Origin of the sequence: Cupriavidus pauculus, from assembly GCF_002858765.1 — a bacterium.
Lineage (GTDB): Bacteria > Pseudomonadota > Gammaproteobacteria > Burkholderiales > Burkholderiaceae > Cupriavidus > Cupriavidus pauculus_B.
Genome location: NZ_PJRP01000016.1, coordinates 113,433 through 134,779 on the forward strand (window position 1 = coordinate 113,433; position 21,347 = coordinate 134,779).

Annotated in this window: 22 protein-coding genes; 10 read left to right on the top strand and 12 right to left on the bottom strand. The window is 66.1% G+C overall.

The features are described 5' to 3' along the window. Positions 1 to 11: 11 nt before the first annotated feature. The 6 genes from CYJ10_RS26220 to CYJ10_RS26245 all read right to left on the bottom strand — a co-directional run bounded on the left by CYJ10_RS26220 (position 12) and on the right by CYJ10_RS26245 (position 7,128). On the bottom strand, positions 12 to 1,166 hold the full coding sequence (locus tag CYJ10_RS26220) for an ABC transporter permease (protein WP_101684367.1): 1,155 nt from the start codon (positions 1,164 to 1,166) through the stop codon (positions 12 to 14). 13 nt (positions 1,167 to 1,179) lie between these two features. Next, positions 1,180 to 1,908 carry an ABC transporter ATP-binding protein gene (locus CYJ10_RS26225; RefSeq protein ID WP_101684368.1) on the bottom strand — a complete coding sequence of 243 codons (729 nt, stop codon included), beginning with the start codon at positions 1,906 to 1,908 and terminating at the stop codon, positions 1,180 to 1,182. Positions 1,909 to 1,911: 3 nt separating this feature from the next. Next, the gene (locus tag CYJ10_RS26230) at positions 1,912 to 3,120 is read right to left on the bottom strand and encodes an efflux RND transporter periplasmic adaptor subunit (protein ID WP_101684369.1); all 1,209 of its coding nucleotides are present in this window, start codon (positions 3,118 to 3,120) and stop codon (positions 1,912 to 1,914) included. Positions 3,121 to 3,217: 97 nt separating this feature from the next. Next, positions 3,218 to 4,630, bottom strand: a complete 1,413-nt coding sequence (locus tag CYJ10_RS26235) for an FAD-binding oxidoreductase (RefSeq protein WP_101684370.1) — start codon at positions 4,628 to 4,630, stop codon at positions 3,218 to 3,220. 30 nt (positions 4,631 to 4,660) lie between these two features. Beyond that, complete coding sequence (locus CYJ10_RS26240) at positions 4,661 to 5,356, bottom strand: FadR/GntR family transcriptional regulator (RefSeq protein ID WP_101684371.1); 696 nt, start codon at positions 5,354 to 5,356, stop codon at positions 4,661 to 4,663. Positions 5,357 to 5,421: 65 nt separating this feature from the next. Further along, entirely contained in the window at positions 5,422 to 7,128 is a 1,707-nt protein-coding gene (locus CYJ10_RS26245; protein ID WP_257993540.1) for a sigma-54-dependent Fis family transcriptional regulator, read from the bottom strand. Between the two features lie 339 nt (positions 7,129 to 7,467). Here CYJ10_RS26245 and CYJ10_RS26250 point away from each other — a divergent pair, with 339 nt between their 5' ends. Genes CYJ10_RS26250 through catA form a run of 7 tightly spaced genes read left to right on the top strand, consistent with a single transcriptional unit; the run spans position 7,468 to position 13,014 of the window. Beyond that, complete coding sequence (locus CYJ10_RS26250) at positions 7,468 to 7,638, top strand: phenol hydroxylase subunit (protein WP_101684372.1); 171 nt, start codon at positions 7,468 to 7,470, stop codon at positions 7,636 to 7,638. A gap of 57 nt (positions 7,639 to 7,695) precedes the next feature. After that, positions 7,696 to 8,706, top strand: coding sequence for an aromatic/alkene monooxygenase hydroxylase subunit beta (locus CYJ10_RS26255; RefSeq protein ID WP_101684373.1), 1,011 nt, complete (start codon positions 7,696 to 7,698; stop codon positions 8,704 to 8,706). Continuing rightward, complete coding sequence (locus CYJ10_RS26260) at positions 8,703 to 8,975, top strand: MmoB/DmpM family protein (protein ID WP_101684374.1); 273 nt, start codon at positions 8,703 to 8,705, stop codon at positions 8,973 to 8,975. The genes CYJ10_RS26255 and CYJ10_RS26260 overlap by 4 nt, the downstream gene beginning before the upstream one ends. A 38-nt stretch (positions 8,976 to 9,013) precedes the next feature. Beyond that, a complete protein-coding gene (locus CYJ10_RS26265; protein WP_101684375.1) occupies positions 9,014 to 10,549 on the top strand; it encodes an aromatic/alkene/methane monooxygenase hydroxylase/oxygenase subunit alpha in 1,536 nt (511 codons plus the stop codon). A 58-nt stretch (positions 10,550 to 10,607) separates the two neighbouring features. Next, positions 10,608 to 10,970 carry a phenol hydroxylase subunit P4 gene (locus CYJ10_RS26270; RefSeq protein ID WP_101684376.1) on the top strand — a complete coding sequence of 121 codons (363 nt, stop codon included), beginning with the start codon at positions 10,608 to 10,610 and terminating at the stop codon, positions 10,968 to 10,970. Between the two features lie 16 nt (positions 10,971 to 10,986). Beyond that, complete coding sequence (locus tag CYJ10_RS26275) at positions 10,987 to 12,048, top strand: NADH:ubiquinone reductase (Na(+)-transporting) subunit F (protein WP_101684377.1); 1,062 nt, start codon at positions 10,987 to 10,989, stop codon at positions 12,046 to 12,048. A 51-nt stretch (positions 12,049 to 12,099) separates the two neighbouring features. Further along, complete coding sequence (gene catA, locus CYJ10_RS26280) at positions 12,100 to 13,014, top strand: catechol 1,2-dioxygenase (protein WP_101684378.1); 915 nt, start codon at positions 12,100 to 12,102, stop codon at positions 13,012 to 13,014. A 152-nt stretch (positions 13,015 to 13,166) separates the two neighbouring features. Here the strand turns inward: catA and CYJ10_RS26285 are convergent, their stop codons facing one another. Next, positions 13,167 to 13,625 carry a carboxymuconolactone decarboxylase family protein gene (locus CYJ10_RS26285; protein ID WP_101684423.1) on the bottom strand — a complete coding sequence of 153 codons (459 nt, stop codon included), beginning with the start codon at positions 13,623 to 13,625 and terminating at the stop codon, positions 13,167 to 13,169. 153 nt (positions 13,626 to 13,778) lie between these two features. Further along, on the bottom strand, positions 13,779 to 14,942 hold the full coding sequence (locus tag CYJ10_RS26290; RefSeq protein ID WP_101684379.1) for an AAA family ATPase: 1,164 nt from the start codon (positions 14,940 to 14,942) through the stop codon (positions 13,779 to 13,781). A gap of 164 nt (positions 14,943 to 15,106) precedes the next feature. Between CYJ10_RS26290 and CYJ10_RS26295 the strand changes: the two genes are divergently transcribed. Beyond that, positions 15,107 to 15,469, top strand: a complete 363-nt coding sequence (locus CYJ10_RS26295; RefSeq protein WP_101684380.1) for a glyoxalase superfamily protein — start codon at positions 15,107 to 15,109, stop codon at positions 15,467 to 15,469. Positions 15,470 to 15,508: 39 nt separating this feature from the next. Here the strand turns inward: CYJ10_RS26295 and CYJ10_RS26300 are convergent, their stop codons facing one another. Both CYJ10_RS26300 and CYJ10_RS26305 read right to left on the bottom strand, forming a co-directional pair. Further along, positions 15,509 to 15,931 carry a VOC family protein gene (locus CYJ10_RS26300; protein ID WP_101684381.1) on the bottom strand — a complete coding sequence of 141 codons (423 nt, stop codon included), beginning with the start codon at positions 15,929 to 15,931 and terminating at the stop codon, positions 15,509 to 15,511. Next, positions 15,928 to 17,676 carry a Na/Pi cotransporter family protein gene (locus CYJ10_RS26305; RefSeq protein WP_101684382.1) on the bottom strand — a complete coding sequence of 583 codons (1,749 nt, stop codon included), beginning with the start codon at positions 17,674 to 17,676 and terminating at the stop codon, positions 15,928 to 15,930. The genes CYJ10_RS26300 and CYJ10_RS26305 overlap by 4 nt, the downstream gene beginning before the upstream one ends. Before the next feature lie 218 nt (positions 17,677 to 17,894). On the opposite strand from CYJ10_RS26305, the gene ampC reads away from it, so the two are divergent. After that, positions 17,895 to 19,139, top strand: a complete 1,245-nt coding sequence (ampC, locus tag CYJ10_RS26310) for a class C beta-lactamase (RefSeq protein WP_101684383.1) — start codon at positions 17,895 to 17,897, stop codon at positions 19,137 to 19,139. 15 nt (positions 19,140 to 19,154) lie between these two features. On the opposite strand, the gene CYJ10_RS26315 is transcribed toward ampC, so the two are convergent. Beyond that, positions 19,155 to 19,700, bottom strand: a complete 546-nt coding sequence (locus CYJ10_RS26315) for a cupin domain-containing protein (protein ID WP_180863064.1) — start codon at positions 19,698 to 19,700, stop codon at positions 19,155 to 19,157. A 467-nt stretch (positions 19,701 to 20,167) separates the two neighbouring features. Here CYJ10_RS26315 and CYJ10_RS26320 point away from each other — a divergent pair, with 467 nt between their 5' ends. Then, positions 20,168 to 20,608, top strand: coding sequence for a nuclear transport factor 2 family protein (locus CYJ10_RS26320; protein WP_101684385.1), 441 nt, complete (start codon positions 20,168 to 20,170; stop codon positions 20,606 to 20,608). A gap of 44 nt (positions 20,609 to 20,652) precedes the next feature. On the opposite strand, the gene CYJ10_RS26325 is transcribed toward CYJ10_RS26320, so the two are convergent. After that, on the bottom strand, positions 20,653 to 21,312 hold the full coding sequence (locus CYJ10_RS26325; protein ID WP_308303001.1) for a GNAT family N-acetyltransferase: 660 nt from the start codon (positions 21,310 to 21,312) through the stop codon (positions 20,653 to 20,655). Positions 21,313 to 21,347 lie beyond the last annotated feature (35 nt).

Below are 21,347 nucleotides of genomic sequence, written 5' to 3' on the forward strand. Positions count from 1 at the left end.
GTGCGATCCCGTCAGCCGATGGCCCGCAGGCCCTCGACGATACGCACGCGGGCGGCCTGCACGGCCGGCACGATGGCCGCCGCCAGCCCCACGACCAGCGCGCAGCCGGCCTGCATCGCCATGGTCTCGTGCGACACGGTGAACACCGGGAACACGCCGCCTACCGCCTGCTTGAAGAAGCGGGCCGCCGGTGGCGTCAGTAACATGCCCAGCGCCCCGCCAAACGCGCTGATGATCATCGATTCGCCAAAAACCAGCATGGACAGGAAGCCCGGCCCGAAGCCCAGCGCCTTCAGCGTGGCGTACTCGGTAATGCGCTCGCGCGCGCTCATGGCCATGGCGTTGGCCATCACGGCCATCACGATGACGATCACCACGTAGGACACCACCCGGATCGCCGCGATGATCTGGTTCGACATCGCCACAAAGCCAAGCTGGAAGGCCTGCTCGGTCTCGGTGAGCGTCTCGGCCAGCGAATTCTTGAACACGTTGTCGACGTTCCGCGAGATCGCGGCGGCATTGTCCGGGTTGTCGACGCCCAGGATGAAGACGCCCACCTGGTCGGCCTGCTTGGCATTCTTCTTGCGCACGGTTTCGTTCAGGTAGTCCCAGTGGAACACCATCTGGCGCGTGATCGTGGTTTCGTCACGGCCTTCCATGATGCCGCGCACCACGAAATCCCACGTGCCGGCGTAGATCGTGCCCTTGATCGGGATGACGTCGCCAATCTTGAAGCCGTACAGGTCGGCCAGTTGCCGGCCCACCAGTGCGCCCCGGCGGTCGCGCTGGTAGTCGGCGCGCTGTTCGGGCGGGATGATGAACTCGGGATACAGGTCGAGATAGTTGTCGGAGACGGCGAACTGGGCGAAGAAGTTCTTCGGGTCGCGGTAGACGCCGCCGAACCAGTTCGAGCGCGCCACCTGGGTCACGCCATCCACGCCCTTGATGCGGTATTCGTAGTTGAGCGGCAGCGCGAACGTCAGCGAGATGGCGTTGCGGGTCACCAGCCGCGCATTGGATGCCGCCGACGCGCCCGCGTACCAGGCATCGACCACGGTCTGCAGCAGGCCGTAGGCCAGCACGGCGATCACCAGGCCCAGCACGGTCAGCGCCGTGCGCAGCTTGTGGCGCATGGCGTTGCGGGCGATCAGCTTGGGCAGGTACATGGTAGTGTGTGGCTCAGCCGCGCTGCTCGTTCTGGAGCAGTTCGCCTTTTTCCAGGTGGACCAGCGACTTGGCGGCCTCGGCGGCATGGGCGTCGTGCGTGACCATGATGATGGTCTTGCCCAGGTCGGTATTGAGCCGCTGCAACATGGCCAGGATGTCCGAGGCCGAATTGCGATCCAGGTCGCCCGTGGGCTCGTCGGCCACGATCAGCGTCGGATCGGTAATCAGCGCACGGGCAATGGCCACGCGCTGCTGCTGCCCGCCGGAAAGCTCGGTCGGATAGTGGTCCATGCGGTCGGCCAGGCCGACCATGCCCAGCACCATTTCCACGCGCTCGCGCCGATCGGCGCGGCCCAGCCGCGTCAGCATCAGCGGCAGTTCCACGTTCTCGTAGGCGGTCAGCACCGGCATGAGGTTGTAGAACTGGAAGATGAAGCCCACGTGCGCCGCGCGCCAGTCGGCCAGCGAGGCCTCGGGCAGCTCGGAAATATCGACGCCGCCCACCAGCAGTTCGCCGCTGTCGGGCCGGTCGATGCCGGCAATCAGGTTCAGCAGCGTGCTCTTGCCGGAGCCCGATGGGCCCATCAGCGCGATAAAGTCACCGGCCGCGATGTCCAGCGAGATGTCCGACAGCACCGGCACGGTCTGGGCGCCACGCCGGTACGACTTGGCCAGATGGCGGATCGACACAAGAGGCGTGGGCGAGGCGGCGGAGGCGGCAGGGGCGAGCGGGGCGGTCATGTCTTACTTCTTGGTGACGGTGACCTTCGCGCCGTCCGAAAGCTTGTCGCCCGGTGCCAGCACCACGGTCTCGCCGGACTTCACGCCCTGGACGGCCAGCAGTTCGCCGATCTTGGTGCCCCGGGTCACCGGCACCTGCCTGACCTTGCCGTCGGCCACGACGAACACCACGGCCTTGCCGTCGCGGTCCACCACGGCCGATGGTTGCACGGCGGTCAGCGGCTTGCTGTCTTCGGGCGGCACCGGCTTGGACAGGAAGGCGATCTTGGCGCTCATGTCGGGCAGCACCCGCTGGTCGCGGTCGACAAAGCGGATCTTGACCAGCACCGTGGCCTTGGACCGATCCACGGTCGGCACGATGCGCGACACGCGCCCGGCCATGCGCAGGTTGGGCAGCGCATCGAGCAGGATCTCGCTGGGCTGCTCCACCGTGATCCTGGCGATGTTCGATTCGGCGACGTCGGCTTCCACTTCCAGCGTGTCCATGTCGGCGATCGTCACGATCGCGCCCTTGGTGTCGGCGGCGGCGGAGAACGGCGTGATGTTGTCGCCGACGTTGGCATGCTTGATCAGCACCACCCCATCGAACGGGGCGCGGATCACGGTCTGCTCGACGGCTACCTCTGCCGCGCGGGCGTTGGCCTTGGCCGACGTGATCGATGCCTGGGCATTGCTGACCGAGGCGCGCGCCTTGTTGTAGCGGGCCAGGTCGGCGTCGTACTGCTGCTTCGAGATGGCCTTCGGTTCCAGCAGCATCTCCGAACGCTTCAGGTTGACCTCGGCATCGCGCAGTTCGGCCTGCTGCAACTGCAGGTTGGCCTCGGCAACCTGCACCTGCGCGCGCGCCTGGGCGGCCGACGCCTCCACGTCGCGGCTTTCCACGCGGGCGATGATCTCGTCCTTCTTGACGCGCGAGCCTTCCAGCACGCCCAGCCATTCCAGCCGGCCCTGGGCCTTCGACGCCACGGCCGCCTTGCGCTGCGGCACCACGTAGCCCGTGGCGTTCAGCAGGGTGTAGTTCTGGGAAGGGTAGGCCGCCGTGATCGTGGTGGTCTCCACCGGCTGCGGGCCTGCCAGCCGGGCTCCCACGCCGATCACTACCAGCAGGATCACCGCGATGATCACGTGGCGCACCCAGCGGCGGCGCCGGCGCGGCGCGGGCGCCATGGCACTGCGATCGATTTTGAGCTTGCTCAGGTCTTGATCAGCCAATTTGGGAACCGTTTCGTTGCGGTATGCAGAAAAAGGCTCCCAGTATAGCGACTGTGCAAGGCAGCAAAGCGCCCGAAAGAACGTCCACCGGCCGCTGTTACAGGAGCTTGCCCGGATTCATGATGCCGCTGGGGTCGAACACCTGCTTGATGGCGCGCATCAGCCGCAGTTCCAGCGGATCTTTCAGGGCCAGGAATGCATCGCGCTTGAGCTGGCCGATGCCGTGCTCGGCGCTGATGCTGCCGTTGTAGCGCGCCACTTCCTCCATGACTTCGTCGCTGACGGCCTTGCCGTCGCCGAGCGCCCATTTCGGGTCGGCGCCCAGCGGGCGCGACAGGTTGTAATGCAGGTTGCCGTCCCCGAAATGGCCAAAGATGAACGGCCGGATGCCCGGATACCGCGCAAGCAGGCGGGCTTCCATCGACGCCATGAACGCCGGAATGCTCTCGATCGGCAGCGACACATCGTGCTTCAGGTGCAGGCCGTCGGCGCGCTGGGCCTCGGAGATTTCCTCGCGCAGGCGCCACAGGCCCTGCAACTGGGCCAGCGATGCGGAGACGGCGGCGTCCAGGCACAGGCCCTGTTCCAGCGCGTCGCCGATGACCGATTCCAGCAGCGCGTTCAGCACGTCCTCCGACGCCGTATCGGCAATTTCCAGCAGGACATAGGCCGGATGGCGCTCGGCAAAGGGCGCCTGCACGTTTTCGGCGTGGGTCAGCACCAGGTCCAGGCAATCGCCGGTGAAGAACTCGTAGGCCTGCAGTCGGGCGCCGCAGCGGGCGAACAGCAGCGAATACAGTTGCAGCGCCTGCTTCGACGATTCCACGGCGGCCAGCACCACGGCGCGCGAATCGGCACGCGGCGACAGGCGCAGCGCGGCGGCCGTGATGATGCCGAGCGTGCCTTCCGATCCGATCAGCAACTGCTTGAGGTCGTAGCCAGTGTTGTCCTTGCGCAGCGTGCGCAGGCCGTGAAAGACCTCGCCGTTGGGCAGCACCGCTTCCACGCCCAGCACCAGTTCGCGCGTCATGCCATAGCGCACCACGTTGACGCCACCGGCGTTGGTGGCCAGGTTGCCGCCGATCTGGCACGAATCCTCGGCCGCCAGCGACAGCGGAAACAGGCGGTCGTTTTCCTCGGCGGCGCGGCGCAGGTTGCCCAGGATGCAGCCCGCTTCGGCCACCATCGTGTTGGCGATGGTGTCGATCGAGCGGATCTTGTCCATGCGGTCCAGGCTGATCACCACGTTGGCAGGACTGTTGCCCGGCGCGGCGCCGCCGCACAGGCCGGTGTTGCCGCCGCGCGGCACCACGGGCACGGCGGCCTGCTGGCACAGCGCCAGCGCCTGCGCCACCTGTTCGGTCGAGCGGGGCCGGACCACGGCCTGCGCGTGGCCCTTGTACAGGCCGCGCCAGTCAGACAGCCAGGGCGCCACATCGTCGGGCGCGGTGGCGACCACCTCTGGGCCAAGGGCTTCGGTCAGGCGTTGGGCAAATGCGGTATCGAGCATGATCGGCTATGGGAAACAAAAATGGAGGAATTACGATGGGCGCAGCGGCAGGCCGAGGCGGCCAGCGGCGTTACGCAGGTGTTCGGCGGCGCGCTGGCGGGCCAGTTCGGCATCGCGCGCGCGGATGGCATCGAAAATCGCCACGTGTTCGCCATGCACCTGCTGCGGCAGGCCGGCCTGCCGGCTGGAATTGACGCGGGCGGTGCGCACGGCGTGATGCAGTTGCAGGTTCATGTACTGCAGCAGCTGCAGGTAATACGGGTTGTGCGTGGCGGTGGCGATGGCGATATGGAACTGGATGTCCGGCTCCACGCCATGGTCGGGATCGTCGATGTGTGCGGCGATGGTCTGGAGCAGGGCGGCCATGCGTGTCACGTCCGCCTCGGTGCGATGGTGTGCGGCCATGGCGGCCGCCGCGCTTTCCAGGTCGATCCGCAGCTCGAAAATCGCCGCCAGGTCGTTGGCGTCGGCACTGCCGGCCAGGCGGAAGCCGTTGTCGCTGACGCGCGACCGCACGGTGCTGCCCAGGCCCTGGCGGCTTTCGATCATCCCGTGCGAACGCAGGTGTTCCGTGACTTCGCGGATCACCGCCGCGCTGACGCCATAGCGTTCCGAAAGCTGCTTGCCCGTGGGCAACCGCGCACCGACGGGAAATGTCCCGTCGGCAATTTCGCCGCGCAATTGCTGGATGACGCGCTCGGTCAGGGTGATGGGCCTTGTCTGCATAGGCCAGCACCTTACGCTTTTCTGGTTATATGAAAACTAGGTAATAACCCTTAACAAACCACGAGCTAGGCGTCTTTTTTCAGCCGGTAAGCCAGCTGCGGCCGGGTAATTCCCAGCATGCGCGCCGCCGACGACAGGTTGCCGCGCGTGGTCGTCATCGCCAGTTCCATCAGCCGGGCCTCGATCTGCGGCAGCGATACCTGCTGGTTCAGCAGCTTTTCGATCAGCGCATCGGCGTCTTCGCCGGTTTCCGGGCCGCCGGCGCCGGCCTGCTGGCTGGCGAACAGGTGTGGCACGTCGATCATGCCGGTGGCAGGCGCCAGCAGCACGCCGCGTTCGATCATGTTTTCAAGCTCGCGGATATTGCCGGGCCACGGATATTGCACCAGTGCGTCGCGCGCCCGCCCCGTCAGGCCGCGCACCTGCTTCTGGTACAGCGCGTTGCAGCGCGTAATGAACGCCTGCGCCAGTTCGGGAATATCCTCCCGGCGTTCGCGCAGTGCCGGAATGGCGATGGGATAGGTGCTGATCCGGTAGAACAGGTCCGCGCGGAACTGGCCCAGCTTGATGGCCTGCGCCAGGTTCACGTTGGTGGCGGCGATCAACCGCACGTTGACCTTGCGGGCTTCCACGCCGCCCAGGCGCTCCACCTCGTTGTTCTGCAGCACGCGCAGCAGCTTCACCTGGGCGGCGGGGGGCAGGTCACCGATCTCGTCCAGAAACAGCGTGCCGCCGTGGGCGCGCTCGAAGCGGCCCGGCCGCGACTGCTGGGCGCCGGTGTAGGCACCTTTCTCGACGCCAAACAGCTCCGATTCCACCAGTTCGTGCGGGATCGCCGCGCAATTGACCGCGATGAAGGGCTGCTCGCTGCGTGGGCCGTTGTCATGCAGCCAACGCGCGAACATCTCCTTGCCGGCGCCGGTCTCGCCCGTCAGCAGCACGGTGATATGGCTGTCGGCTGCGGCGGACAGCAGGGCAAAGGCCTCGCGGAAGGCCGGCGACTGGCCGATCAGGTTGCCCTGGTTGGCACCGCACAGCGTTTCGCGCAGCGTGCTGACTTCCTGCTGCAGCGAGAGCAGGTCGCTGATCACGGAATCGGGCTCGAAGTACTTCAGGTATTCGCCATCGTCCCATTCCTCGGCGGGCTTGCCGACGATGCGGCACTGGGTGTCGCCGCGCCGCGCGCATTCGGTCTCCTTGTAGATGACCAGCCGGTCCATGAAGGTGCTGGAGTAGCCCGAGGCATAGCCCAGCTGCACCCAGCAGCCGGCTTCCTCGCGGCTCAGCGCCTCGTTGAACGGCGCCTCGCCTTCCCACGAATCCTTCCAGAGGAATTCGCCGTAGAAGTGGCCGGTGTCGCGGTCTACCTCCAGCCGCACCGGTTCCACGCGCGTCACGCCTTCGAGCATATGCAGCTGCGGGCCCCACAGGAACGCCTCGTGCGGCGAACTGGCCAGCTCTTCCTTGCGCTCGCGCTTGACCATTTCGGCGTCGCGCATGCCCTGCGCGTAGCCCATGCGGATCAGCAGGCCCTTGCCGCGCTCCAGCCCCAGCGTGTCGAGGATCTCCCGGCGCAGGTAGCTCAGTGCTTCGGTATGCATCAGCACCATGCGCGATTCGCCAAGGCGGATCTGCGCGGCGCGGGCGTCGATGGTCAGCAGCGATGCCAGATCGAACGGCGGGGCGCCGGGCGGTTGGGTTGAAGCCTTTGCGGGGGCTTGTCCTGGCGGCTGCCCGGATACCTTGGGCGGTGTTTTGGGGGGCGTTGTCATCCTCGTCACTCCAGATTCCTGCGGGCGTTTTCTGGCGAAACGCCTCGTCTTTCCGCGAAGCCTAGCACGGCCTCCGCCGATCCCCGATAGGGGCCGACACGCCCCGTGGGGCCCCTGGTGCAACGCAGCAAACGCGCATTTGATCATTTGATGAAATCGGCCCTGATCCCCTCATCAAATGATCAAGCCGCCTGGCGCGTGGCAGAACCGCCAATTTCCCGCAATCCCTTGTGCCACAACGTTTTGCGCGGCCTGGCACGCGGCTCGCTTTAAGCCTTGCACCCGATTCCACAAAAAAGTACGCACCGCCCGGTGTGTGCAAGGCAACAGGAGCGAGACATGCCACTTCCCACCCCAGACCAGCGCTATGTGCGCGTGGTGGAGCGCGACGAGCGCTGGGTCGAATTCGAGTTCTCGATTGGCGATCCGGCGATCTTCGTGGAACTGGTGATGCCGCCGGCGCAGTTCCAGTCGTTCTGCCGCGACCAGCACGCCCAGTTGCTGAACTGACCGGACCTCGCCAGACAACGACAGACAACGCCAGACAACACCCACAAGGAGACAGCCATGCAAATCGACATCCGGACCGACGCCAGCGTCAGTCCGATCCGGCAGACATTTGCCCATATCGCCCGGCGGCTGGGCGCGGACAAGCCCGCCACGCGCTACCAGGAGGCCATGTTCGACCTGCAGCCGGTCACGAGCTTTCACTATCGCCCGCTCTGGCAGCCGCAGTACGAGCTTTACGACGCGCGCCGTACCCGCGTGGTGATGCAGGACTGGTACGCGCTGAAGGACCCGCGCCAGTACTACTACGGCACCTATGTCAACGCCCGTGCCCGCCAGCAGGACACGATGGAAAAGAACCTGGAGTTCGTCGACAAGCGCGGCCTGCTGGCCACGCTGCCGGCCGACCTGCGCGAGCTGCTGACCGCAGGCGTAGTGCCGCTGCGCCACCTGGAATGGGCCGCCAACATGAACAACGCGGCCATCACCGCGTATGGCTTTGGGTCCGCGATCACGCAGGCTGCCATGTTCCACACGATGGATCGCCTGGGCATCGCGCAGTACCTGACGCGCATCGGGCTGTTGATCGGCGACAAGGACGCCGTGGACCAGGCCAAGGCCGCCTGGATGGAAGACATGACCTGGCAGCCGCTGCGCCATGCGACCGAAGACCTGCTGGTCCGCGACGACTGGTTCGAGCTGCACGTGGCCCAGAACCTGGTGCTGGACGGGCTGGTGTATCCGCTGGTCTACCAGCAGTTCGACCGCCAGCGCATGGCCGCCAGCCCGGCGTTCTCGCTGGTGACCGACTTCATGACGGCCTGGTATGGCGAATCGGCACGGTGGGTCGACGCCACGGTGAAGACGGCCGCGCAGGAAAGCCCGGACAACGCCGCCGCGATCGGCGAATTTGCCTACGGCTGGCTGGAACGCTTCACGCACGCGCTGCGACCGCTGGCCATGCGGCTGTTTGCTGCCGACGCCGATGCCGCGCTGGCGCTGGCCGTGGACGGGCTGCGCCAGCGCCTGGCGGGGCTGGGACTGACACAACCTCAGGGAGACCCGTCATGAGCGACGCCCCCGTATTCATCGCACTGCAGGCCATCGACGACATGCGCCCGGTGATCGAAGCCATCGAGGCCGACAACCCGCACGCCACCGTCACCCGCTACCCGGCCATGGTCAAGATCGATGCACCGGGCCGGCTGTCCATCCTGCGCGCCAGCGTCGAGGAACGCATCGGCCGCACCTGGGACGTGCAGGAACTGCAGCTCGGCCTGATCTCGCTGGCCGGCCATATCGATGAAACCGAAGACGCATTCGTACTGGCGTGGCAGTAAAGCCCGCGCCAGACCCACAGCACACAGGAGACAGGCAAATGACCACCGCAACCGCCACCGCCATGGCCGCCCGCGAGGCCACCCGGCCGAAGCTGTCGCTCAAGGACAAGTACGCCGTACTGACCCGCGACCTGGGCTGGGACACCACCTACCAGCCCATGGACAAGGTCTTTCCGCACGACAAGTTTGAAGGCATCGTGATCCATGACTGGGACGGCTGGGAAGACCCGTTCCGCCTGACCATGGACGCCTACTGGAAATTCCAGTCGGAGAAGGAACGCAAGCTGTACGCGATCATCGACGCCTTCCAGCAGAACAACGGCCAGCTCAACATCAGCGACGCCCGCTACGTCAACGCGCTGAAGCTGTTCCTGACCGGCGTGTCGCCGCTGGAGTACGCGGCGCATCGTGGTTTCGCCATGACCGGGCGTAGCCTGCGCGGCGTGGGCGCACGCGTGGCCTGCCAGATGCAGTCGATCGACGAACTGCGCCATTGCCAGACCCAGATTCACACGATCAGTCACTACAACAAGTTCTTCAACGGCTTTGCCGACTGGCGCCACCTGCATGACCGGCTCTGGTACCTGTCGGTGCCCAAGTCGTATTTCGAGGACGCCATGACGGCGGGGCCGTTCGAGTTCATCACGGCGATCTCGTTCTCGTTCGAGTACGTGCTGACGAACCTGCTGTTCATGCCGTTCATGTCGGGCGCGGCCTACAACGGCGACATGGCCACGGTGACGTTTGGCTTCTCGGCCCAGTCTGACGAGTCGCGCCACATGACGCTGGGGCTGGAAGTGGTCAAGTCCATGCTCGAACAGGACCCCGCCAACCTGCCGATCATCCAGAAGTGGATCGACAAGTGGTTCTGGCGCGGCTACCGGCTGCTGACGCTGGTGGCGATGATGATGGACTACATGTGCCCGAAGCGCGTGATGAGCTGGAAGGAGGCGTGGGAGATCTATTTCGAGCAGAACGGCGGCGCGCTGTTCAAGGACCTGGCGCGCTATGGCGTCCGCATGCCGAAGTACCACGAGCAGGCCGCGAAGGAGAAGGACCACCTGTCGCATATCGCCTGGGGCATCTTCTACAACTTCAACCACGCGGCCGGCATCCACACCTGGGTGCCCGAGCCGAACGAAATGGACTGGCTGGCGCAGAAGTACCCCGACAGCTTCGACGAACACTACCGGCCGCGCTTCGACTACTGGAAGCAGCAGCACGACGCCGGCCAGCGCTGGACCAATCCCGGCCTGCCGATGCTGTGCCAGATCTGCCAGATTCCGATGGCGTTCACCGAGCCGGACGACCCCACGCAGGTCTGCTACCGCCACGCCGAACACAACGGCGAGCACTACCACTTCTGCTCGGACGGCTGCCGCGACGTGTTCCTGAGCGAGCCCGAGAAGTACGTCCAGTCGTGGCTGCCGGTGCACCAGATCTTCCAGGGCAACTGCGGCGGCACCACGCTGCCCGAGGTGCTGGACTGGTATCACCTGCAGCCCGAGGACCGCGGCGACTATGCCGATTCGCAGGACCGGGCGAACTGGCAGCGGTGGACCGGCCACGAGTAAGACACCCCAGCACAGACAGACGCACAGACGCACAGACAGAAGCAGAAGGAGACAGATCATGCCAGTCATCGCATTGGCGCCCGGCTATACGGGCGACGTTCGCGACCGCGTGGAGAACTTCCACGGCAACCAGCTGGTGTATTTCGGATGGGACCAGCATCGGCTGTTCTGCAGCCCGTTCACGCTGCCGCTGCCGCCCGACATGCCGTTCGGCGCGCTGGTCGACAACGTGCTGGTGCCGCTGCTTGGGGCCCATCCCGAAGGCGCGGCCATCGACTGGGCCCGCGTGGAATGGCTGCGCGGCGACGCGCCGTTCACGCCCGACGAACAGGCCAGCCTGACGGACAACGGCCTGGGCCACAAGTCGCTGCTGCGGCTGCGCACCCCGGGGCTGACCGGCATTGCCGGCTCGTTCAACTGACTGCAAGGAGGTTGCCATGCGCTACCAGTTGACCATCGAACCGCTGGGCCAGTCCATCGACGTGGACGAGGGCCAGACCCTGCTGGACGCCTGCCTGCGCGCCGGCGTATGGCTGCCGCACGCTTGCGGCCACGGCCTGTGCGGTACCTGCAAGGTGCAGACGCTGGACGGCGAGATCGACCACGGCGAGGCGTCGCCGTTCGCGCTGATGGATTTCGAGCGCGAGGAGGCCAAGTGCCTGGCCTGCTGCGCCACGCCGCTGTCCGACATGACCATCGAGGCCGATATCGAGCCCGAACCCGATCATCTGGGGCTGCCGCTGATGGACTTCACGGCCGAAGTCACGCGCATCGAGGCGCTGACGCCAACCATCAAGGGCGTGTTCCTGCGGGTGGAAGGCGCCGACGCGCTGCGCTTCCAGCCTGGCCAATACGTGAACCTGTGGGTGGGCATGGAAGCCGCGCCACGCGCGTTTTCGATCGCGTCGGCGCCGTCGTCGGATGAGATCGAACTGAATGTCCGCCTGGTGCCGGGCGGCAGCGCGACGTCGTATATCCACGAAAAACTGGCGGTCGGCGAGCGGCTGCAGCTGTCCGGGCCGCTGGGCCGCTTCTTTGTGCGCAAGCGCGACCCGCGTCCGCTGGTGTTCATGGCGGGCGGCTCGGGGTTGTCGAGTCCGCGCTCGATGGTGCTGGACCTGCTGGCGTCGGGCGATACGCGCCAGATCGTGCTGGTACACGGCGCCCGCACGGCCGACGAGCTGTACTACCGCGACGCGTTCGAGGCGCTGACGGCCGAGTACGACCACTTCACCTATGTGCCGGTGCTGTCGGCCGAGCCGCAGGACAGCGCCTGGGATGGCGAGCGGGGCTATGTGCATGACGTGGCATCCAGCCATTTCGGGCACGACTTCCGCGGCTGGCGCGCCTACCTGTGCGGGCCGCCGCCGATGATCGAGGCCTGCATCGCCACGCTGATGCAGTGCCGGCTGTTCGAGAAGGACATCTTCACCGAGAAATTCCTGTCGGCGGCAGACGCCAGCCAGGCTACCCGCAGTCCGCTGTTCCGTTCGCTGTAGCGACTGACTAGCGACCAAACCCCGAAAAACGACCCCATCAAGGAGACAACCATGGACAAGATCCAGATCGACGCCGTGCTCAACCGCATCGAGGAGACCACGGGCCAGCACGCCAACCCGCGCATCGCCGCCATCGTCCACCGCATGGTGCGCGACCTGTTCTACATGATCGAAGACCTGGACGTGCAGCCCGAGGAATTCTGGTCGGGCCTGAATTTTCTGGCCCAGGCCGGCCGCGCCGGCGAGCTTGGGCTGATCGCGCCCGGGCTGGGATTCGACCACTTCCTGGACCTGCGCATGGACGAGGCCGAAGCCCGTGCCGGCATCGAAGGCGGTACGCCGCGGACCATCGAGGGGCCGCTCTACGTGGCCGGCGCGCCGGTGGCGCAGGGCGAGGCCCGCCTGGATGACGGCACCGACGAAGGCGAGGTACTGGTGATGGAAGGGCAAGTCAGGGACGCCGGCGGCCAGCCGCTGCCGAATGCCGTGGTGGAGGTCTGGCACGCCAACTCGCTGGGCAACTACTCGTACTTCGACCCGACGCAGAGCGCGTTCAACCTGCGCCGCAGCATCGTGACCGACGCTGATGGGCGCTACCGCCTCCGCAGCATCATGCCGGTGGGCTACAGCGTGCCGCCGGGGGGCAGCACCGACCGCCTGCTGAAGGAACTGGACCGCCACGGCACGCGCCCGGCACACATCCATTTCTTCGTGTCGGCGCCGGGGCATCGCAAACTGACCACGCAGATCAATATCGACGGCGATCCGTTCCTGTGGGATGACTTCGCGTTTGCCACGCGCGAGGGTCTGGTGCCGCCGGTGATGCGCGTCGATGATCCGGCCGCCATGCGGGCGGTAGGCACGGACAAGCCGTTTGCGATGATCCGCTTCGACTTCACGCTGCACGCGGACAGCGCCAAGGCCCCGCAGGCGGAGGTGGCGCGGCAGCGGGCGGTTGCGGCGTAAGGCTGCGTGTGTTTTCGCCCCTCTCCCATTCATGGGAGAGGGGCGGGGGAGAGGGCAGGTGGTTCAAGTTGCGACGGGTGGCAGTTTGAACCGATCCCCCGACCCCTCTCCCGCCATGCGGGAGAGCGGAGACGACGTGAAGCAATTGGGATTTACATCCCCGGCGGCGGGTTCAGCGGGATCTGGTTGCGCAGGCTCAGGTTCATCACGTTCCAGGCGCGGATGGCGGCCACGGTGTAGCAGAGCTGGGCGATCTCTTCCTCGGTGAAGTGCTCGCGCAGTGCCGGATAGGCGCCGTCGGTGTCGTCGCGATGGGGCAGGGCGTTCATGGCCTCGGCCCAGCCCAGCGCGGCGCGCTCGCGGGCGTCGAAGAACGGTGCCTCGCGCCAGCCGGCGATCGCGTTCAGGTGGCGCGGATCCACACCCTGCTTGATCAGGTCGCGCCAGTGCATGTCGATGCAAAGGCCGCAGCCGTTGAGTTGCGACACGCGAAGCTGGACCATTTCGACCAGGCGTTCGCCGAGCGAGCTTGTCTTGCACGATTGCGACAGCGCAATCAGGGCCTTCTGGCTGGTCTGGGCAAGGGGGAAGAAGTTGAGACGTGCAGACATGCGGTTCTCCAATTCGTCAGATTTCGTCGGATTCAGGAAGACGGACGCGCCAATTCGCATCCGTTTGTCCATAAGACGCGTGGCGAAACGCGGTTGTGACAGGTTTGCGGAAATTTTTTCTTCCGGCGTGCCTTCGAGCCTGCTTTCGGGCGATCAGAGCTTGCCTTCGATGGCCTTCCGTTCGCGCCACATTTCCTGCACGAACGGGTCGGTGATGCCATAGAGGCCGTGGCCCTTGCGCATGATCAGGTTGGTGGCCATCAGTTCGTTGACCACCGGTTGCGCCTCTTCTACCTTGACCTCGCGGCCAATCGCCTTCGAGTAGGCCGCCGCCGCCTCGGCCGAAAACAGCCCACGGGCGTCGCCCTCGGCGGAGGCGATTCGGTCGAAGACGGCCGTGGCCAGGCCGCCCAGCTGTTCCAGCTTCATCAGTTCGAGATCGGCCGCCGCCGAGCGCAGCGTATTGGCGATCATCGGCAGGTGCTCGTCGGGATTGCTGCCGGGCGGCAGGTGGAAATGCAGCTGGCGCAGCGCCTTGATCATTTCCTCGGGACGGTTCCCCAGCGTCTGGAAGGCCTTGACGGCCACGTCCAGCGACGGCTGGGCGGTAAAGCCTTCGGCGGACAGCCGTTCCAGCAGGTAGGCCACGTATTCCTTGTCCAGCACCGGATAGGCCACCGACGTGGCGCCGGTGAACGCCTGGTTGCGGCGCGCCGTCAGTTCGCCGACCAGGGCCCGATGCGACCCCGTGCCGACAAACAGGAAGTGGCCGGGCGTGTCGGGCCGGGGGTTGATGGCGTCGCGGGCGGCCTTCAGCGCCAGCAGCATCTGGTTGCCTTCCTCGGACGTGATCGCGTGCTGGACTTCATCGACGATCAGCACCACGTCGGTCCGGCCCTGGTCCACCACCTCGCTCAGCGCCTGCGCCAGCGTGGCGCCGCCGGGTTCGCCCAGCGAAGCCAGCTTGAAACCGAACTTGAAGCCGAGTGCGCCAATGTCGGCGCCGGCCAGCCGACGGAGCTTGCGCGCGGCGCTGGCCGGCAGCGATTCCAGTTCGGCCAGCTTTTCGCGGATCGCATCGCGGATCAGGGCGGCCGGGCTGCGCTGGGGATCGCTCCACAAGTCCACGTAGATCACGATCGCGCCCAGGTCTTCCAGCGCGGGGATCAGGTCATTGAGCAGGAATGTGGTCTTGCCGATGCGCCGCAGGCCGGACAGGAACAGCCCGGATCGTAGCCCTTCGTCCAGAACGCTGGGGTGCAGCAACTGCTGCGCCATCTGGCGGGCGAGCGCTGGGCGCTTGTAGACGTAGCTCATCGCGGGTTTAGCCTGAATTATTGAATTCCAATAATTATAGGATTCCTATAAATCAAAGTAAAAGCCCGTGTGATCGGGTTGCCTCCCTAAAAGTGACCAAAGCGACATCTGAAAGGTATATGACGATGGCAGAATGGCGTTTTGCTGACCTCCCGGGGCCTCCCATGCAACTGTCGCCAGCCATTCCGATCCTGCGCATCTTCTCCGTCGACAAGGCGAAAGAGTTCTATCTCGACTTCCTGGGCTTCACGCTGGACTGGGAACACCGGTTTGGCGACGACTTCCCGCTTTATGCGCAGGTCTCGCGGTCCGGGTTGAGGCTGCACCTCAGCGAACACTACGGTGATGCCACTCCGGGCTCCGCCATCTTCGTGCCCGTCGACGACGTGGACGCGCTCCACCGGGAACTGACCGCCCGGCAGTACCGCTACGCCAAGCCCGGCGTGGAAGACGCGGGCTGGGGCCGCCAGTTGCAGGTCAAGGACCCGTTCGGCAACCGGCTCTGCTTCTGCCAGCAGACGGCGTAGCCCTCCCCCTCAATCTGCATCCAGCGGCATCCATCGGCATCAATCGGCAGGCAGGATCGACGGATTCCACACCGCCTCCCAGAGGTTGCCGTCCGGGTCCTGGAAATAGCCGGCGTAGCCGCCATAGAACGTGTCCTGGGCTGGCTTGACGATGGTGCCGCCCGCGCCGGCCACCTGCGCCATCACCTGGTCTACCTCGTCCTTGCTGGTCACGTTGTGGCCGATCGAGAAGCCCGTGGGGCAGGGCGCGCTGGGGGCCAGCCCGGTATCCCAGGCCAGGTTGTCACGTGCCCAGAGCGCCAGCTTCAGGCCGGCCTGCAGGTCGAAGAAGGCAACGGCGCCGTGCTCGAATTCCTTGCCGACGATGCCCGGCGTGGCCAGGCCAAGGCCGTCGCGATAAAAGGCCACCGCGCGTTCGAGGTCGGTCACGCCCAGCGTCAGCACCGAGATACGGGGTTTCATGGGGTCTCCTTCATGGGGTCTTTCGTGGCGGACGGCACGGCGGCGGCATCGTCCAGGCGTACGTCGCGCAGCGCGGCGGTTGCCTGGACGATGGCGCGCGACAGCCGCGCGATCTCGTTCAGATGCTCGATCATGTCGTTGGCCAGGCGGAAGTTGGCCACGTCGTCGGGGCTGCGCAGATGCAGTTCGGCCATGATGCCCTGCCGGGCGGCGCCGGCCATGGCTTCCAGCGCAGGCTTGGCCGCCACGATGCGGGCCACGGCGTCGATGTCGGGGTGAATCACCGTGTTCACCGCGCTTTCCAGCTGGGCGATGACGGCCGTGGCAAACGTCAGGGTGTCGGCATTGCGCAGACGGTCCAGGCGGTCGGTGGCGGCCCCTTGCGACAGCCGGCGCTGGCTCAGCGCCAGCATGCTCGTGGTGGCCACCTCGCGGATGGCATCCAGCGTGGCCGCAATACGTGTCAGATCCACCATCTGGTGGCTTTCATCCTCGCTGTCGTTGCCATCGGATAGCTGGCCGATATAGCCGAGGATGGCCGTGCTCAGCGATTCGGCGGCCTTGTCCTGCCCGGCAATGTCCACCACGTCCTGCGCCGTGCCGCGCACGGCGATATCGGCACCGCGTTCCACCAGCCCCTGCACCTGCTTGCCCAGGCTGGCCAGTTCCAGTTGCACGCGGGCGATGCCCAGCGCGGGCATGTCGAGCAGCGTGTCATCCAGATAGCGCGGCACGCCCGGGTCGTGCAGGGTCTTGCGGGTGGCCGGCGCGATGCGCTGGGCCAGCCGGCCGATGGGCCCCGTGAACCAGATCAGGATGGCCGTGCTGAACACGCTGAAGATGGTGTGGGCATTGGCGGCCTGGCGCGGCGTTTCGGCGGCCAGCCGCGCGGCGCCGGTCAGTTCGGGCGCGCTGGGCGACACCATCCGCACCAGATCCGCGAACTGCGGAATGACGAACGCAAAGAACAGCACGCCCAGCACGTTGAACAGCAGGTGGACGATACCCACCTGCGTGGCTTCGGCGTTCTTGCCGATGGCCGCCAGCAGCGCCGTGCCGCAGGTGCCGACGTTGGCGCCCAGGATCAGCGCGATGCCCGATTCCAGCGGAATCAGCCCCTGGCTGCCCAGGGCGATCACGATGGCCAGCGTCGCGGCGGAGCTCTGCACGATGGCCGTGAATATCGCGCCGATCACGATGCCCAGCAGCGGGTTGCGCATGTCCTGCATCGCCGCGATGAACGGCTCGAAATTGCGCAGCGGCCGGGTGGCGTTGCCCATGAACTCGATGCCCAGGAACAGCAGCCCCAGCCCCAGCAGCACGCCGCCCAGCTGGCGCAGCAGTTCCCGCCTGGCAAAGCCATGCAGCAGGAAGCCCAGCGCCAGCAGGAACGGCGTGATCGCGGAAATATTGAAGGCGATGATCTGGACGGTCAGCGTGGAGCCGATATTGGCGCCCATGATGACCGGGATGGACTGGGCCAGCGTCATCAGTCCGGCCGAGACAAAGCCGACCAGCAGGACGGTGGTGATGGTGGACGAATTGAGCAGCGCGGTGATGCCTGCCCCGGCCAGCACGCCGCGCCAGCGGCTGGCCGTCAACGTGCCAAGCAGCGATTGCAGCCGCGCCCCGGCAATGGCCTTGAGGCCGCCGGTCATGCAATCGAGTCCGTACAGGAACAGGGCCAGCCCACCTACCAGCAGGCCGACGACTTCAAGCAGGTTCAGCGACGCACCGGGCTGCATGGCGATATACCTATCAGGGCGGCGAAGCGGCCATTGTAGGCCGACTCGCGGGCCACCAGGAGGCCACTAAGGAGGCCGCCATCGGCCAATCGGGCAGCCTTGGCGCGAACCGGGCCGAACCGCGCCAGCCAGCCGGGGTCGGCGGGTCGATCCACCCTCGGCCAGGGCCATCGTCGCGGCTACAATGCGGTCCTCGCCTCAGCCCTCCGGTCCGCCCCATGCCTCCCGCCGCCTGCCTGTTCCGCTGCCTTGCCACCCGTCCTCCGGTGCGTGTCGGATTGTCCGCGCTGGCGATTGCCACGCTTTCCGCGCTTTCCACGTTTGCACAGGCCGCGCCGGCCGGCGCCGATGCCATCCGCCAGGCCGTCGATGCCGCGGTGCAGCCGGTGATGGCCCAGTACAAGGTGCCGGGCATGGCCGTGGCGATTACCGCAGGCGGCCAGCATCGGGTCTTCAACTATGGCGTGGCATCGCGGCAGGGCAGCCAGCCCGTTACCGACGACACGCTTTTCGAGATCGGATCGGTCAGCAAGACGTTTACCGCGACACTGGCGGCCTGGGCGCAGGCGCGCGGCGCGCTCTCGCTCGATGACAAGGCCACGCGCTACCTGCCGACGCTGGCCGGCAGCGCGTTCGATCGCATCAGCCTGCTGGAACTGGGCACCTATACGGCGGGCGGCCTGCCGCTGCAGGTGCCGGACGCCGTCAACACCATGCCGCAGATGATCGAATGGCTGCGGAACTGGCAGCCCGACGCCGCGCCGGGCACGCAACGGCGGTACTCGAACGTCAGCATCGGCCTGTTCGGCTTTGCGGCGGCCCAGGCGCTGGATACGTCGTTTGAACGCGCCATGGCACGGCAACTGCTGCCGAAGCTGGGTCTGGCCCATAGCTGGGTGCAGGTGCCCCGCGCCCAGATGGTTCACTATGCCTGGGGCTACAAGGACGACAAGCCCGTGCGGGCATCGGCGGGCGTATTCGACGGCCAGGCCTACGGCATCAAGACCACCGCCGCCGACATGATCCGCTACGTCGAACTCAATATCGACGGGCGGACCCTCTCCGACCCGGCACTGCGCCAGGCACTGGCCACCACGCATACGGGCTACTTCCGGGTGGGCGGGATGACGCAGGGGCTGGGATGGGAGCGCTACAACTGGCCCGTGACGCTGGACGCGCTGCAGGCCGGCAACGATGCCGGCATGGTCCGCGATGCCCAGGCCGTGCAACGCATCGACCCGCCGCAACCGGCGCCGGCCGACGTGCTGATCAACAAGACCGGCTCGACCAACGGTTTTGGCGCCTATGTGGCATTCGTGCCGGGCCGGCAGATCGGTGTGGTGATGCTGGCCAACCGCAATCTGCCGATCCCCGCGCGCGTGCAGGCGGCCTACGCGATCCTGCAGGCGCTCGATGCGGGCGGGACAGGAGCAGGGACCGGGTCATCGGCGCCTGCCCGGTAGGTGACGGCTGGCCGGCTAGAGCGGTATCCCCAGCAGCATCACGCTGGTCGTGGTGCGGCTGAGCCCGGCCAGGCGCTGCAACCCTTCGGCCAGCCGGTTCCCGAATCGCGGCAGCACCCGGGCGCGAACCTGTATCTCGCGCGCGAGCCGGCGCGTGACGCGCACGGGCAGGCGCAGGCCGCGTGGAATGGCGTTGTGGCAGAAGGCCACCTTGCGCACGTAATGGTCGACCTCCCAGAACCAGGTGGTCCCGCACGGAAAGTACCCGGCGTCGCCCACGTTGAGCGTATGCGTGGCGCCATGGCGGTCCGTCACCCGCACGCTGCCTTCCAGGATGACCACCACCTCGTCGAATTCGTAATACCAGTCGAACGTGCTGCGCGTGCAAGCCCAGACCATGGTCCAGGCCGCGCCGTCCACCGTGGACGAGAGTTCCTGACAGCGCATCAGCGGCTTGCCACTGCGAATGGCGCTGGGCGAGATCGGGCACGGCTCGTCCGGCGGGGTATGGATGCTGCCGAACCGGCTTGCCTGGTCAAGGACTCGCGGGGAATCGGGCATGTCGAACGTCTCCTCGTCTTTTTGGCGATTTGACGATGCTTGCCGAATGCCGGCATCCACAATATGCGCCATCGCACATTTGAGACATTTGGCACCCCCGCCAAAAAAAAGAACCCGCCTGACGCAAATCAGGCGGGTTTGCAGGGGGAGGTTAAACAGGACGGGTCAAGGTCCTGCGATGAAGCTTAGAGTGAGGCACACGCAGCGGCTGTAGGCGTTTGTCTGATTTTGTATTTCTAGCATTTTGAGGGCAGCTTTACCGCTGGAATGCAGCGCGTGCATGGGGGGACGGCGGGTGGGTGATTCATGGCGCGCCCGCTGGCATCTCTCCCTTTCCTGGGGGTGCACTGGCAATTTGTCCAGCCGCGCGCTACGATGCGTTTTTATGCAACCAGTTGCATAAAAACGGCGCGTGCCACACATCGAAGGTTGCACGATTCCGTTCTTCTCACCTCAAGGAGACCTGCATGGACGTTCAAGGCCTGACCCCCGCCGCACAGCAGACGCTGGCGGCCTGGCACGCACTGCTGGCGCGCAATGCCATGGAAGAGTTGGACCCGCTGCTGTCCGACCAGATCACGTTCCGCTCGCCTGTGGCGCATACGCCATATCCGGGCCGGGCCGCCATCAAGCTGGTGCTGAAGACGGTCAACACGGTATTCCGCAACTTCACCTATCACCGCATGTTCGCCACGGACGATGGCAAGAGCGCGGTACTGGAATTCAGTGCGGAGATCGACGGCAAGGCGCTGAAAGGCATCGACATGCTGCGCTTTGACGATGCCGGCAAGATCGAGGAGTTCGAGGTGATGGTGCGGCCGATGTCCGGCCTGCATGCGCTGGCCGAAGCCATGGGCGCCAAACTCGCCAGCCAGAAGTCCGTGCTGTCTGGCGCGGATCAGGCCTAGCGGCCCGATGGGATCACTGCCACCGGCGTTGCCGGTAGCGGGGATCAGGGGGATGGCATATCGCGTGGCATATCGCGTGGCATATCGCGAAGGTCGAGCGTGACCACGCGCAGCGTGGCGTCGTCCGGGCAGACGGTATCGGCAAAGCCCAGGCGATGCGCCAGCCCCCGCATGCCGCGATTGGCGGACAACACGTAGCCTTCCATCGTGCCGAACCCGGCGGCCCGCGCCTGCCCGATCAGCGTCCGCATGAGCAGGCTGCCGAGCCCGGTGGACTGCCAGCCGTCGAGCACGGTCACGGCGAATTCGCAGGCATCGCGGCCCGGCAGTGCCACGTACCGCGCGCCGCCGACGAGGTGGCCGCTTTCGGCGGTGCCGGCCACGGCGGCCAGCGTGCAATCCTGCCCGGGCACCGGGTGAACCACGTCGTCGAGCAATGCCTCTGGCAGGTCGTGCATCGCGGCCATGAAGCGCGTGTAGCGCGAGTCGTCGGAAAGCAGCGAGAACGCTTCGAGAATGCCCGCCTTGTCGTCTTCGCGGATCTTGCGCAGCACTACCGGCTGGCCGTTGCGCAAGGTGGCGTGAAAGGGCAGTTGGGGCAGTTGGGGCAGTGGGGTCAGCCGGGGCAGGGAATCGGTCGTCGGATTGGCGTCGGTCGGCATGGCGTGGCCCGCAGGTGTGGGGTGGGAAGACGGTGATGTCATGGTAGGCAACCCCGGGTGAAGTCGCCAAGGGTGCC

Excerpts from the sequence above, each read along its gene's own strand:
- CYJ10_RS26220 (WP_101684367.1), bottom strand. The coding sequence starts at position 1,166 with ATGTACCTGCCCAAGCTGATCGCCCGCAACGCCATGCGCCACAAGCTG.
- CYJ10_RS26315 (WP_180863064.1), bottom strand. The coding sequence starts at position 19,700 with ATGCCCGATTCCCCGCGAGTCCTTGACCAGGCAAGCCGGTTCGGCAGC.
- CYJ10_RS26300 (WP_101684381.1), bottom strand. The coding sequence starts at position 15,931 with ATGAAACCCCGTATCTCGGTGCTGACGCTGGGCGTGACCGACCTCGAA.
- CYJ10_RS26225 (WP_101684368.1), bottom strand. The coding sequence starts at position 1,908 with ATGACCGCCCCGCTCGCCCCTGCCGCCTCCGCCGCCTCGCCCACGCCT.
- CYJ10_RS26240 (WP_101684371.1), bottom strand. The coding sequence starts at position 5,356 with ATGCAGACAAGGCCCATCACCCTGACCGAGCGCGTCATCCAGCAATTG.
- CYJ10_RS26295 (WP_101684380.1), top strand. The coding sequence starts at position 15,107 with ATGCAACTGTCGCCAGCCATTCCGATCCTGCGCATCTTCTCCGTCGAC.
- CYJ10_RS26320 (WP_101684385.1), top strand. The coding sequence starts at position 20,168 with ATGGACGTTCAAGGCCTGACCCCCGCCGCACAGCAGACGCTGGCGGCC.
- CYJ10_RS26270 (WP_101684376.1), top strand. The coding sequence starts at position 10,608 with ATGCCAGTCATCGCATTGGCGCCCGGCTATACGGGCGACGTTCGCGAC.
- CYJ10_RS26275 (WP_101684377.1), top strand. The coding sequence starts at position 10,987 with ATGCGCTACCAGTTGACCATCGAACCGCTGGGCCAGTCCATCGACGTG.
- CYJ10_RS26290 (WP_101684379.1), bottom strand. The coding sequence starts at position 14,942 with ATGAGCTACGTCTACAAGCGCCCAGCGCTCGCCCGCCAGATGGCGCAG.
- ampC (WP_101684383.1), top strand. The coding sequence starts at position 17,895 with ATGCCTCCCGCCGCCTGCCTGTTCCGCTGCCTTGCCACCCGTCCTCCG.
- CYJ10_RS26305 (WP_101684382.1), bottom strand. The coding sequence starts at position 17,676 with ATGCAGCCCGGTGCGTCGCTGAACCTGCTTGAAGTCGTCGGCCTGCTG.
- CYJ10_RS26250 (WP_101684372.1), top strand. The coding sequence starts at position 7,468 with ATGCCACTTCCCACCCCAGACCAGCGCTATGTGCGCGTGGTGGAGCGC.
- CYJ10_RS26245 (WP_257993540.1), bottom strand. The coding sequence starts at position 7,128 with ATGACAACGCCCCCCAAAACACCGCCCAAGGTATCCGGGCAGCCGCCA.
- CYJ10_RS26255 (WP_101684373.1), top strand. The coding sequence starts at position 7,696 with ATGCAAATCGACATCCGGACCGACGCCAGCGTCAGTCCGATCCGGCAG.
- catA (WP_101684378.1), top strand. The coding sequence starts at position 12,100 with ATGGACAAGATCCAGATCGACGCCGTGCTCAACCGCATCGAGGAGACC.
- CYJ10_RS26285 (WP_101684423.1), bottom strand. The coding sequence starts at position 13,625 with ATGTCTGCACGTCTCAACTTCTTCCCCCTTGCCCAGACCAGCCAGAAG.
- CYJ10_RS26235 (WP_101684370.1), bottom strand. The coding sequence starts at position 4,630 with ATGCTCGATACCGCATTTGCCCAACGCCTGACCGAAGCCCTTGGCCCA.
- CYJ10_RS26265 (WP_101684375.1), top strand. The coding sequence starts at position 9,014 with ATGACCACCGCAACCGCCACCGCCATGGCCGCCCGCGAGGCCACCCGG.
- CYJ10_RS26260 (WP_101684374.1), top strand. The coding sequence starts at position 8,703 with ATGAGCGACGCCCCCGTATTCATCGCACTGCAGGCCATCGACGACATG.
- CYJ10_RS26325 (WP_308303001.1), bottom strand. The coding sequence starts at position 21,312 with ATGACATCACCGTCTTCCCACCCCACACCTGCGGGCCACGCCATGCCG.